The following is a 12384-nucleotide window of genomic DNA, read 5'->3' on the forward strand; positions in this document are numbered from 1 at the left end:
TGGGGCAAAATTATCTATAAAACCAGCAATCACAATTATTTTATAATTTTATTAAGAAAATGTGGCATGGTTCTTATTAATAGTCTTCCGAAATATTTATTGTTACAATTTTCAGAAAGTATTTTCAGTCAGAGTGATAGTTAGTCTCATTGTAACCAATTCATAAACATCATTTTAAATGTTAAAAAGCTGAATTTATTTATTCAAAAAAACATTTTTAAATTATTTAACGCCTTGTTGAGCAATAAATCTGTCAAAGTACCCGTTATCCGTATAGTATTGAAAGATTTAGTTTTAGATTTAAACCAGAATAAAGCTTATTTAATAGCATAGAAATCTAAAAAATATCGATAAAGTGTTAAATTTTACCGATAAAAGGCATAAAAATTCCTGATGTTATTATTATTTTTATATTTTTGACTTAAATAAAACAACCACACAATGCATACATTTTCAATTATTTACAAAATCCTTCCCGTTTTAGTTTTCTTTTTATCATCATTTTCATCAAATGATGCGCATCTAAAACACACAGCAAAACCAAAATTAATCGCGAGTACTACTAAATCCAATTTCGAAATGAAAGTGGAAGCAATATATAGTAAGTTACACTCCAATAATTTTGCATTGCCAAAACTGGAAAGTTTCTCCAAAGCTTTAGAAGGATTTTATGATTTGAAAGAAAAAGGATTGATTCAAAAAAATGTTTTAACCTTAATTGATTTTAGTTTATCATCTAACGTTAAAAGACTTTGGGTAATCGATTTGACTACCAACACCATTTTATACCATTCTCTAGTGGCACACGGAAGAAATACAGGGGATGAATTTGCAAATAGCTTTTCGAATTCTGCACAATCTTTCAAAAGCAGTCTGGGTTTCTACGCTACAGGAGAAATTTATAGCGGAAAACACGGCATGTCTTTAAGACTAGACGGTTTAGAAAGAGGCGTAAATGACAACGCAAGAGGAAGAGGCGTGGTAATGCATGCAGCGGATTATGTTTCTAATTCATTTGTTAAAAACCATAGCAGATTAGGAAGAAGCCAAGGTTGTCCTGCTTTACCGGCAGAATTATCAAAAGATATCATCAATACGATTAAAAACAAATCGTGTTTGTTTATCTATCATCCGTCAAGAAGCGCAAAATCAGCTTCTAAATTAGTTTCTTAATTTAGGTTACAATTTTTTAGAGAAGATAAAAATAGGGTAATGGTTTAATTTAACCATTACCCTATTTTTTTAAATTGTATATAATGCTCACCGACATCTGCAATATCAAAAGAGTCTCCAATAATTTGATAGCCTAATTTTTCATAAAATCCCACAGCAACAATTCGGGCATTAAACCAAATCATCGCTCCGTTTTGCCCTTTAATATAATTTTCGGCATGTCTGACCAATGTTTCCCCAAAGCCTTTCTTCTGATGATCCTCTAAAACAGCCATCCCACGAATTTGAAATTGGCTTTCTTCGTCAAATAACTTGTTTTGCGCTTTAAATATCGAAATCACACCTATTAGGTTGTTTTCTTGAAAGAATCCAAAATGTCTCGTGGTTTCTAAATCATCGCCATCAAAATGACAGCTTTCTATCGGTTTACCTGCTCGCAGGACTGGATGTCTTACCGAAAATGTTTCGATTGAAGGAATTTCTCTGATGTTTTGCATTATTTTAAAATTATTTTTTTGGTGTGAATAAAGAGATAACAATTTAGTATTAAATTATTTATGCTCTAAATACACTGTTTTAAATGAGGCTTCACGCATAAGTTTGTTATTTTTATTGAAAAAAACTTGCATCTAAGCTGAATTATTATTTATATTTGCACCGTTGTTAATGCGAAAGTAGCTCAGTTGGTAGAGCTCCAGCCTTCCAAGCTGGTTGTCGCGAGTTCGAGCCTCGTCTTTCGCTCTTTATAAAAACCGAAACATTTGTTTCGGTTTTTTTTTTTTGTTATAAACCCGTCAGATTTTTCAATCCTGCCGGGTTTTATTATTTAATAAAACTCAAATCACTTCCGCTTTCTAATTCTTCAGGGATTTGGTTTTGTCTAAAAAGGCTTGCCGCCAGATTTCCTTTTAAGGTTATTTTTTCGTCTTTCACCTCTAGCCAGCTTCCTTCACGCAATCCTAAAACGGGCAAAGTATTAAACTGATGGAATTCTTTAATCCGGGTTTCACGCGTTTCACCCATATGTGTCGATTGTGAATCAGCATCAATATAATGTACATTTAAATTAAAGGGAATCAATCCCAAAGTCTGAAAGCTCGGCGGATAAATAATAGGCATGTCATTCGTAGTTTGCATCGTAAGTCCGCAAATGTTGCTTCCGGCACTTGTTCCCAAATAAGGCGTTCCTTTTTTTACAGTTTCGGCAAGAACAGTCATGGCCTTGTTTTTATACAATTGGCTGACCAGTAAAAATGTATTACCGCCGCCAGTGAAAATACCTTCAGCATTTTCGATAGCCTCTGTTGGGTTTTCAAATTCGTGAATTCCTTTGACTGCTATGTTTATTTTGGCGAAAGCCGAACGTACCTTTTCGGTATATTCATCATGCGAAATACCACTTGGTCTGGCATACGGAATGAAAAGCAGTGTTTTGCAATTTTCGAAATGAGGAACCAATTCGGGTAAAATATATTCCAGATAGTCCCCACCGTGGACAGTTGAAGTGCTGGCAATAATACAATTTTTCATTTTTTTCGGATAAATGGGATTACGTCAAAATTACGGTATTTTTTAAATGACAGTTCTAAAATCGGACTACTTTATTTATTAACACAATTTTACCAAGTCGTTAATATTTAATTTGGAAGGCATTAGGATACTTTTACAACTCAAACCAATTTGGTTTTGAGTATGATTTATGAAAAAATTTGTAGTTGCGTTTTTAATTTTAATTTTCGGATCCCATACTTTGTGGTCGCAAGAAGAGGTTCGTAAAACAATACAAGGAAAAGTAACGGCAGAAGCTGCTGACTTGGAAGGGATTTATGTAGTTAATTTGAAAACCGAAAAAACAGTAATCACAAAAAATGGCGGTTATTTTACTATTCCGGCTGTTGAAGGAGATACTTTAATGTTTACTGCGGTTGAGTTCAAAGGGAAAAGAATGGTGATTACAAAAGCTGATTTAGAAAAAGATTTGGTTTTTATCAAAATGGAAATGATAGTGAATCAATTGAAAGAAGTCATGATTTTTCAACACAAAAATATTAATGCGGTGTCATTAGGGATTATTCCAAAAGGGCAAAAATCATATACACCGGCAGAAAGAAAACTCAAAGCCGCAAACGGACTTGATTTTGCCGGAAACTCAGATGGAACTTCGGGTGTTGCATTTTCTGCGGATCCATTGTTGAATTTGCTTTCCGGAAAAACAGCAATGCTGAAAAAAGAACTCGAAGTGGAACGAAAAGAGTTTTGGATGGAAAAAATTAATCAAATGTTTGATGAAAATTATTTTGTCCAAAAACTAAAAATACCAGTTGATTATGTCAAAGGGTTTGAGTATTATATTGTTGAAAATAATAGATTCATAGAAACACTAAAATCTAAAAATAAATCAATGACTAATTTTTTGATGGGAGAATTGGCAGTACAATATAACGAAATGATAGCTTGTGAACTCGAATAATACTTTACTGTTGGTTTTGTTTTTGCTGACTCAAATTGCCTTTGGGCAAACGGACGGCGAGAAGTTAATTCATGGAAAAATTTTCGCTGATTCTACTTCTGTCGATAGAATTGATGTGGTGAATTTAGTAAACGAAAAAGTAACCAGAACCGATAAAAATGGAGACTTTTTTATTTTAGCGAAAGCCGGTGATGTATTGGTTTTTTCGGCTATAAATTTAGATTTCAAACGTAAAGTAATTGAAGAAGAAGATTTAAAATTGGATGTAGTCATTATAAATATGACTCCTAAAATCGAGGAACTCAACGAAGTAATTGTAAAAAACAAATCCACTGAAGGGATAAGTATTATAAGTGGACAAAAAAGCTATACTCCTGCCGAAAGAAAATTATACACTGCAAAATCAGGAATTTTAGATCGGCCAATAAACTGGATATCAGGACGAACCGCCATGCTGGAAAAAGAGGTCGTGGTAGAACGAAAAGAACGATTATTGTCTAAAATAGAAATACTTTATGAAGATAAATATTATATAGAAACCCTGAAAATCCCCTCTCATTACATTAGAGATTTTCAATATTATAGCATAGAAGACGCTAGTTTTGTTGCCGCTTTAAAAGCCAAAAATAAAGGCATGATGCGTTTTTTGATTGGAAAATTGGCAGTAACTTATAACCAAATCATTGCAAATGAAAAGTAAGTTTGAAATCCTTATTTTGTGTTTGTTTTGTCAATTTTGTTTTAGTCAGGCATCAGACAGAAAACCATTGCATGGGCAGGTTGTAAACGATTCGATTCAGTTAGAGAACGGCTCTGTTTATAATATAAATTCGAAGAAAAGAACATTCATCAGTCCGGATGGTTTTTTTGATTTGATGGCAAAAGAAAAAGACACGTTGCTTTTTTCAGGTTTTGCATTTAAATCTAAATCAATAGTTCTTTCAGAAAAAGATTTTACCGCGACACTTTTAATCGTAAAACTACAAGCCTTTACAAATCAGTTAGAAGAGGTAATTGTTTCTAAAAAGCGAAATGTAGGTCCTGTTTTTGATTTAAAAGCAATTGCAGACATGGAATTTTTTGATGATGAAAAATCTTCTCCCAAAAACAGATTAATGCCGCCAGATGGAAGTATTGAAAATGGAGTAAACTTTGTCCGGCTCTTTTCGGATATAGTTGGATTAATTAAAGGGGAGAGCAAAAAGGAAAAAGAATTTGTCTCGGATAAAAATTTCATTGAAGTTACTAAACAAGCAATCAAACAAGTCTTTTTTACCAATACATTGAAGCTGAAAGAGGACGAAATTGGACTTTTTCTTATCTTTTGTGAGAATGATTCCAAATCAAGAACACTCTTAACATCTGAATCCGAATTTGAATTGATTGATTTTCTAATTACGAAAAGCAAGGAATTTAAAAGTTTAACTACATTTGAAAAATGAAAAAGATAATCTCATATACCTTGTTAGGCCTAGTTTTTTTGACATTAACCTCATTTGGTGTTCATAAATTTTACGTGTCCATTTATCAGATTAATTATGCTCCCGAGAAGAAAATGCTTCAAATCACGTCGCGCATTTTTATTGATGATCTGAATGATGTTTTGTTTAGAAACTTCAACAAAAAAACGCATTTGGGTGAACAAAATGAATCTCCGGAAGATATTATTTTAATGAAAAAATACATTTCTGATCATTTTTCCATAAAGGTAAATGGTCAGCAAAAAGCCATCAATTATTTGAGTAAAGAACTCGAAGGCAATGTGGTTATTTGTTATTATAACATCAAAGATATTTCAAAAATTAAGACCTTAGAGATTCAAAATACCGTTTTAATCGATTTGAATTCAGAACAGCAAAACATTATCCAGACTACGATTTCCGGAAAAAAACAAAATTTATTGTTGACTGATGGAGAAATTAAAGGGTTTTTAAAATACTAGCAAATTAATTTACTTCAATAAAAATAATTACTTTTAACACCCGAAAGTTATTTTGTCATTTATATATCTCAATTTATGAAAAAGATTGCATCCGTTTTCCTCTTATTTTTTACATTGATTTCTGTCGCAACTTTTGCACAGGAAATAAAAGAGACCACGAAACCAAAAGAATCAGGACACGAAGACGTTAACAAATTCAGACAAATGTATGATTTGTTAGCTACGCCAAATATGTACAGAACCGCTTCGGGTGCTCCTGGTCCTGAATATTATCAGCAACAGGTAGATTACAAAATGGATATCGAGCTGGATGATAAAAACACAAAGTTGTACGGTGTTGAAACCATTACTTATCATAATAATGCCAAAGAATCTTTGGATTATTTATGGGTTCAATTGGATCAAAATCAAAAAGCAAAAACCTCGAAATCACCATTGGTGGTAAACGAAAAAATGAATCAGTCATTTGGGCTTGATGATTTTTCCAGAAAATACATGGAAGAAAAATTCGATGGTGGTTTTAAAATTGAATATGTAAAAGATGCCAATGGTAAAGCATTGCCTTTTACAACGAATCAAACCATGATGCGTATCGATTTGCCAAAACCATTAAAGCACGGAGCGACCATTTCTTTTTCTATAAAATGGTGGTATAATATCAATAATTATATGGTTGAAGGCGGTCGTTCAGGATACGAACATTTCCCGAAAGACAAAAATAATCTATATGTAATCGCCCAATTCTATCCAAGAATGGCAGTTTACAATGATGTTGAAGGCTGGCAAAACATGCAGTTTTGGGGTAATGGAGAATTTGCGTTGCCTTTCGGAAACTTCGAAGTGAATATTACTGTTCCGGCAGATCACGTGATGGAAGCAACCGGAGTTTTACAAAACAGAAGTGACGTCTTTACCGCAGAACAAGTGAAAAGATATGCTTTAGCCGAAAAATCATTCGAAAAGCCTGTAATAATTGTTACGCAAGCCGAAGCAACAGTAGCTGAAAAATCGTTTTCCGACAAGAAGAAAACATGGAAATATAAAGCGGAAAACGTAAGAGATTTTGGAATTGCCACCTCAAGAAAATTTATTTTTGATGCGATGGCCGTACAATTAGGAGGCAAAACCGTGATGGCAACTTCATTATATCCGAAAGAAGGAAATCCATTATGGGAACAATACTCGACAAGAGCAGTGGCACATACTTTAAAAAGTTATTCAAGCCATACTTTTGATTATCCTTATCCGAAAGCAGTTTCAGTTAACGCACAAGACCAGGGAATGGAATATCCAATGATTTGCTGGAATTTTGGTCGTCCTGATGAAGACGGAAAATATTCTGACCGGGTAAAATATGGTATGTTGGGTGTGATTATTCACGAAGTGGGACATAACTTCTTTCCAATGATTGTCAATTCAGATGAGCGTCAATGGACCTGGATGGACGAAGGATTGAATACTTTTATGGAATATTTAGCAGAAATCGAATGGGAAGCCACATTTCCTGTAGATCGCGGTCCTGCCAAAATGATTGTTCCTTACATGAGCGGCGACCAGAAAGGATTAGAGCCTATTATGTCGAATTCTGAAAGTCTTCGTCAGTTTGGGAATAACGCTTACGGAAAACCTGCGGCAGCTTTAAATATTTTGAGAGAAACCATCATGGGTAGAGAATTGTTTGATTTTGCTTTCAAAACCTTTGCAAACCGATGGAAATTCAAACATCCAACACCAGAAGATTTCTTTAGAACCATGGAAGATGCTTCGGCAGTCGATTTGGATTGGTTTTTCAGAGGTTGGTTTTACACCACTGATTTTAATGATATTGGAATAAAAGAAGTAAAAAGATATTTTGTAAGCAGTGAAACTCCAAAAGAAGCTGTCGATAAAAAACCAACCCGAAGAAGAAGACCTGCTCCGGCTGGACCTTTAGTCTATATGATTGCCGAAGGAAGCGCCGATTTTAAACCTGAAATGGACAAAGCATTCGATACGTCAGCCGTTCAAACTTTAGCCGACTATCTTCAGGCGAATTTTTCTTCAGACGAAAGAGCAAAATTAACCACGCCAAAGCATTTTTATCAAGTGACCTTCAATAAACCCGGAGGATTGGTAATGCCGATTATTGTTGAAATTACTTTTGAAGACGGAACCAAAGAAAATCATACTTTCCCGGCACAAATTTGGAATATGAATGACTCTGAAGTATCCCGCACTTTCGCCACTCAAAAAGCGATTTCAAAAATAGTGGTTGATCCAAAAGAAGAAACTGCCGATATTGATACTTCAAATAATATCTGGCCAAAAGGAGAAGTGAAATCTAAATTTGATTAACAATTAATTATTATTTTTTAAAAAATTGCTTCTCAAAAACTTTGTAACTTTGCAACAAAATAAATTGATATGTTTGGAATTGGCGGAGGGGAATTAATTTTCATCCTATTTGTAGTACTAATGCTTTTCGGGTCTGACAAAATTCCTGAAATCGCACGTACCATGGGAAAAGCAATGGCACAATTAAAAAATGCAACAAACGACATTAAAAGCGAAATCCAAAAAGGGGCCGAAGCCAATGGTTTCGACACGAAAACCCTGACGAGTTTCACTGGTGATATAACCTCAGAAATCAACAAAGCAAAAGACAGTCTTCTGGGCGATACAACAGCCCAAATCGAGAAAGCAAAAGAAGAAATTGACGACATTACAGGCCCTATAAAACGTCAGATGTAATGTTGGAAAAAATATTAGCTCTCGATACCGAATTATTTATTTACCTAAACAGTCTGGGTTCCGAAACCTATGACGGGCTTTGGTTATTAATTACCAAACAAATCAATTGGATTCCACTTTTCATACTGTTGGCCTATCTTATTTTTAAAAAATTAGGAACAAAACAAGCCTTACTTCTACTGCTATTTGTAGCCCTTTTGGTTACAGTAACAGACCAGGCGACCAACTTTTCCAAAAACGCAACCCAAAGACTGCGGCCTTGCAATAATCCGGAAATAAATTCCTTTATCAGAGTAGTGCAGCAAAGGGATTCATTCAGTTTTTTCTCCGGTCACGCCGCAAATACAATGGCTGTTGCCACGTTTTTATTTCTAATAATGAAACGCTATTTTAAATACTTCGGAGTATTGTTTTTGTGGCCATTAATCTTTGCTTACAGCAGAATATACCTCGGATTGCATTATCCAATAGATATAATTAGCGGGTATTTGTTTGGCGCAATTCTTGGTTTTTTGATGTATAAATTGCATCAGGCAGCACAAAAAAAATATTTCCCGGAAAGAACATAAGGAGCGAAAAGCTTGGGATTTTTCAATAAATCATATTCCTGCTGTACGCTATATCTTTTTCTTTTTAAATAAAAAAGAAAAAGGATGCCGCTGACATCAGGGCTAAAAGACGAATCATTTTAACTTCCGAATTGTCTGGACTAAAGAACCCTACTCACCGTCAATCCATCGCGAATAGGCAATAAAACAGTTTCTACTCTTGGATCGCTATTCAATAATTGGTTGTATTCCAAAAGCACTTTCGTACTCAAATCATTGGGATGCAAAGGTTCTAAAACTTTACCGCTCCACAATACATTGTCCGAAAGGATAATTCCGCCTTTGTTCATTTTCGGAACCATCAATTCAAAATAGTTGAGGTAGTTTTCTTTGTCAGCATCAATAAAAACCAAATCGAATTTCACATCAAGTGTCGGGATAATGTCAATCGCTTCACCCAAATGTTGTACAATTTGACTTCCCCAAGGCGATTTGTCAAAATATTTTCGCTGAAAATCAACCAACTCTTCTTTAATGTCAATGGTATGAAGCATTCCATTCTCCTGCATGCCTTCGCAAAGACACAAAGCCGCATAACCCGTATAAGTGCCAATTTCAAGAATATTTACCGGACGAATCAATTTAGACAACATACTCAAAACACGCCCTTGAAAATGACCGCTCAACATTCTGGGCAACAAAATTTTCTGGTACGTTTCTTTGTTCAGAGCAGCTAGTAATGCAGGTTCTTTTTGAGAATGCTGTTCGATATAATCTTCTAGGTCTTGGGAAATGAAGTGCATTGTTCTAAATTTTTCACAAAATTACAAATAACCAAATTCACAAATAACCAAAACCTCAAAATACTTGCTAACTTTGCACCATGCAAATCGAGAAAAAAGACATACGGGCATTATCAAAAGAACAATTACGTGATTTTTTTGTTGCCAATAACGACAAAGCCTTTCGGGGCAATCAAGTCTATGAATGGTTGTGGAGCAAAGGTGCACACAGTTTTGAAGATATGACCAATGTTTCGAAAGAAACCCGTGCCATGCTGGAAACCAGCTTTGTTATCAATCACATCAAAGTCGATACGATGCAACGCAGTGAAGACGGAACGGTGAAAAATGCCGTTCGTTTGCATGATGGTTTGGTGGTCGAATCGGTTTTGATTCCAACTAATACCAGAACCACTGCTTGTGTTTCCAGCCAGGTTGGCTGTAGCTTAGACTGTAACTTCTGTGCCACAGCACGATTAAAAAGAATGCGAAATTTGGAGCCGGGAGAAATCTACGATCAGGTTTTAGCTATAGATAAAGAAAGTCGATTGTATTACAATCATCCTTTATCGAATATTGTTTTCATGGGAATGGGCGAGCCGTTAATGAATTATAACAATGTTTTGAAAGCAATCGACATGATAACTTCACCGGAAGGTTTAGGAATGTCGCCAAAAAGAATTATGGTTTCGACTTCGGGAGTGCCCAAAATGATAAAAAAACTCGCCGATGATGAAGTGAAATTCAAACTCGCTGTTTCTTTACATTCAGCCATCGATGAAATCCGTTCCAGAATTATGCCGTTTAGCGCTAATTTTCCTTTAGCAGATTTGAGGGAGTCATTAGAATATTGGTACAGAAAAACAAAAAGTAAAATATCCTACGAGTATGTGGTTTGGGAAGGAATTAACGATAATAAAGAGTCTATTGATGCCTTGGTCAAATTCTGTAAATATGTTCCTTGCAAAGTGAATCTTATTGAATATAATCCAATTGATGATGGAGAATTTCAACAAGCATCCCCAGAAGCAATAGACGCCTACATAAAAGCGCTTGAAACAAGTGGGATTGTAGTTAAAGTAAGGAGAAGTCGAGGGAAAGACATTGATGCGGCCTGCGGGCAATTAGCAAATAAAGAAGTATAAAAAAACGTCCTGATTCTTCAGGACGTTTTTTTATGAATCAATATATATCTTAGTTTCCTAAAGTAATTGTATTTGTAACACCGTTGATGGTAACAGTGGCTACATTATCACAAACGCCATTTCCATAATCTAACACGGCAGTTACATTGTTTCTTACAATTGTAATTGCCCCGCTAACGATATAATTGCAATTCATACGAACTGTCAAAGGTGTTGTAATTGTAGACGTTTGAACGGCTGCGTTTGGTAAAGTGGTAGTCCAATTTCCGGTAATTACAAATACATTGTCTATCCAAACCAATGGCGTGTCAAAACCTTCAACCATTTCTCTGACACGAGTTCCAACGCGAGTATAAACATTTCCGTTCGGATAAGTTACGCTCATATCAATAGTCATGTTGGCAACAGGATGGATGGCTTGGTTTGCAGTTGTGCTTTGCAAAGATCTTACAATAGTTTTGTTTCCTTGGATCAGTTTCGCATTGTGATAGAAATCTATAAAACTATAGGTTATAGTATGTGAGGGTTGATTGAAATCAGTGCTTCCGCTCACAATTATTATTCCTGTTAAAATATTTCCGTTTGGCATGGCACAACCGGTAGTTCCAAAATCAATTGTTCTGGTCCAGGTATTTCCCGAAACGACCGTTGTTAAGGTTGCGCAAGCAGGGAGAATACTTTGCGGAGCATCTCCGGAATTTTCTTGAACATTATATTGGTCTTCAACAATTTTTGAGACATCATCAGTAATTTCATCAATTTTTGCATTTACATTCGCTTCATCAGCAGATAAAGTGGAAGAATTTCCTGCATCATCTTTAGTGTCACAACTGTTAAAAGTTAATAAAAAAAGCAACATTCCGAATAATAAAATTTTTGTTTTCATAATTTATTAATTTTTTAAGTTTAATTTAAGACTAATTTAAGCATAAAAGGTTTAATGTCAATAAAATAAATTACAAATTTTAACTTTTGCAACTTTACTCCTTAATATTGTATCTTTGAAAAATCAATGAAAATCACAGAGCAAATAAAACAGCCCATCCTTCAGGAAATGGAACTTTTTGAAAAGAAGTTTCATGAATCGATGACTTCAAATGTGGCGCTGCTCAACCGAATCACCTATTATATCGTTAATCGAAAAGGAAAACAAATGCGTCCGATGTTTGTTTTTCTGACTGCCAAAATGCTTTCCGACGACGGCACGGCAAATGAGAGAACCTATCGAGGAGCTTCAGTGATTGAGTTGATTCACACTGCAACTTTAGTCCACGATGATGTGGTTGATGACAGTAATCGCAGAAGAGGTTTTTTCTCGATTAATGCACTTTGGAAAAATAAAATAGCCGTTTTAGTTGGTGATTATTTATTATCTAAAGGACTGTTGCTATCTATTGATAACGGAGATTTCGATTTATTGAGAATTATTTCGGTGGCGGTTCGTGAAATGAGCGAAGGCGAGCTACTCCAAATCGAAAAAGCACGAAGATTAGACATTACCGAAGACATTTATTACGAAATTATCCGAAAGAAAACAGCTACATTAATTGCGGCTTGTTGTGCCCTTGGTGCAAAATCAGTTATTGAAGATGAT

The 12384-nt window shown here is 35.0% G+C and carries 14 protein-coding genes and 1 tRNA gene; 11 read left to right on the forward strand and 4 right to left on the reverse strand.

Annotated features, from left to right (window positions below; genetic code table 11):
* Nucleotides 1–456 precede the first annotated feature (456 nt).
* Nucleotides 457–1173 (forward strand): murein L,D-transpeptidase catalytic domain family protein, encoded by a 717-nt coding sequence (locus tag VI621_RS07660; protein ID WP_324217805.1) that lies wholly within the window; start codon nt 457–459, stop codon nt 1171–1173.
* Nucleotides 1174–1229: 56 nt separating this feature from the next.
* On the opposite strand, the gene VI621_RS07665 is transcribed toward VI621_RS07660, so the two are convergent.
* Complete coding sequence (locus VI621_RS07665; protein ID WP_324217792.1) at nt 1230–1670, reverse strand: GNAT family N-acetyltransferase; 441 nt, start codon at nt 1668–1670, stop codon at nt 1230–1232.
* 171 nt (nt 1671–1841) lie between these two features.
* Between VI621_RS07665 and VI621_RS07670 the strand changes: the two genes are divergently transcribed.
* Nucleotides 1842–1914: transfer RNA gene (locus VI621_RS07670), tRNA-Gly, on the forward strand.
* An 81-nt stretch (nt 1915–1995) separates the two neighbouring features.
* Here the strand turns inward: VI621_RS07670 and pepE are convergent.
* Nucleotides 1996–2703 (reverse strand): dipeptidase PepE, encoded by a 708-nt coding sequence (pepE, locus tag VI621_RS07675; RefSeq protein ID WP_324217793.1) that lies wholly within the window; start codon nt 2701–2703, stop codon nt 1996–1998.
* A 169-nt stretch (nt 2704–2872) separates the two neighbouring features.
* Here pepE and VI621_RS07680 point away from each other — a divergent pair, with 169 nt between their 5' ends.
* The 7 genes from VI621_RS07680 to VI621_RS07710 all read left to right on the forward strand — a co-directional run bounded on the left by VI621_RS07680 (nt 2873) and on the right by VI621_RS07710 (nt 8884).
* Nucleotides 2873–3643 carry a hypothetical protein gene (locus VI621_RS07680; protein ID WP_324217794.1) on the forward strand — a complete coding sequence of 257 codons (771 nt, stop codon included), beginning with the start codon at nt 2873–2875 and terminating at the stop codon, nt 3641–3643.
* Nucleotides 3630–4343: a hypothetical protein gene (locus VI621_RS07685; RefSeq protein WP_324217795.1), complete on the forward strand. Its 714-nt coding sequence runs from the start codon at nt 3630–3632 to the stop codon at nt 4341–4343. The genes VI621_RS07680 and VI621_RS07685 overlap by 14 nt, the downstream gene beginning before the upstream one ends.
* A complete protein-coding gene (locus VI621_RS07690) occupies nt 4333–5085 on the forward strand; it encodes a hypothetical protein (RefSeq protein WP_324217796.1) in 753 nt (250 codons plus the stop codon). Before VI621_RS07685 ends, VI621_RS07690 begins: the two co-directional genes overlap by 11 nt.
* The gene (locus VI621_RS07695; RefSeq protein ID WP_324217797.1) at nt 5082–5585 is read left to right on the forward strand and encodes a DUF6702 family protein; all 504 of its coding nucleotides are present in this window, start codon (nt 5082–5084) and stop codon (nt 5583–5585) included. The genes VI621_RS07690 and VI621_RS07695 overlap by 4 nt, the downstream gene beginning before the upstream one ends.
* 75 nt (nt 5586–5660) lie before the next feature.
* Entirely contained in the window at nt 5661–7919 is a 2259-nt protein-coding gene (locus VI621_RS07700; RefSeq protein WP_324217798.1) for a M1 family metallopeptidase, read from the forward strand.
* Between the two features lie 69 nt (nt 7920–7988).
* On the forward strand, nt 7989–8315 hold the full coding sequence (locus VI621_RS07705; protein WP_324217799.1) for a twin-arginine translocase TatA/TatE family subunit: 327 nt from the start codon (nt 7989–7991) through the stop codon (nt 8313–8315).
* Nucleotides 8315–8884, forward strand: a complete 570-nt coding sequence (locus VI621_RS07710; protein WP_324217800.1) for a phosphatase PAP2 family protein — start codon at nt 8315–8317, stop codon at nt 8882–8884. Before VI621_RS07705 ends, VI621_RS07710 begins: the two co-directional genes overlap by 1 nt.
* Before the next feature lie 140 nt (nt 8885–9024).
* On the opposite strand, the gene VI621_RS07715 is transcribed toward VI621_RS07710, so the two are convergent.
* The gene (locus VI621_RS07715) at nt 9025–9666 is read right to left on the reverse strand and encodes an O-methyltransferase (protein WP_324217801.1); all 642 of its coding nucleotides are present in this window, start codon (nt 9664–9666) and stop codon (nt 9025–9027) included.
* 80 nt (nt 9667–9746) lie between these two features.
* On the opposite strand from VI621_RS07715, the gene rlmN reads away from it, so the two are divergent.
* Complete coding sequence (gene rlmN / locus VI621_RS07720) at nt 9747–10790, forward strand: 23S rRNA (adenine(2503)-C(2))-methyltransferase RlmN (RefSeq protein ID WP_324217802.1); 1044 nt, start codon at nt 9747–9749, stop codon at nt 10788–10790.
* Nucleotides 10791–10839: 49 nt separating this feature from the next.
* On the opposite strand, the gene VI621_RS07725 is transcribed toward rlmN, so the two are convergent.
* Nucleotides 10840–11676, reverse strand: coding sequence for a hypothetical protein (locus VI621_RS07725; RefSeq protein ID WP_324217803.1), 837 nt, complete (start codon nt 11674–11676; stop codon nt 10840–10842).
* 126 nt (nt 11677–11802) lie between these two features.
* Between VI621_RS07725 and VI621_RS07730 the strand changes: the two genes are divergently transcribed.
* The coding region (locus VI621_RS07730) for a polyprenyl synthetase family protein (RefSeq protein ID WP_324217804.1) at nt 11803–12384 on the forward strand (582 nt) is incomplete at its 3' end.

Source organism: Flavobacterium sp. (assembly GCF_035292545.1).
Lineage (GTDB): Bacteria > Bacteroidota > Bacteroidia > Flavobacteriales > Flavobacteriaceae > Flavobacterium.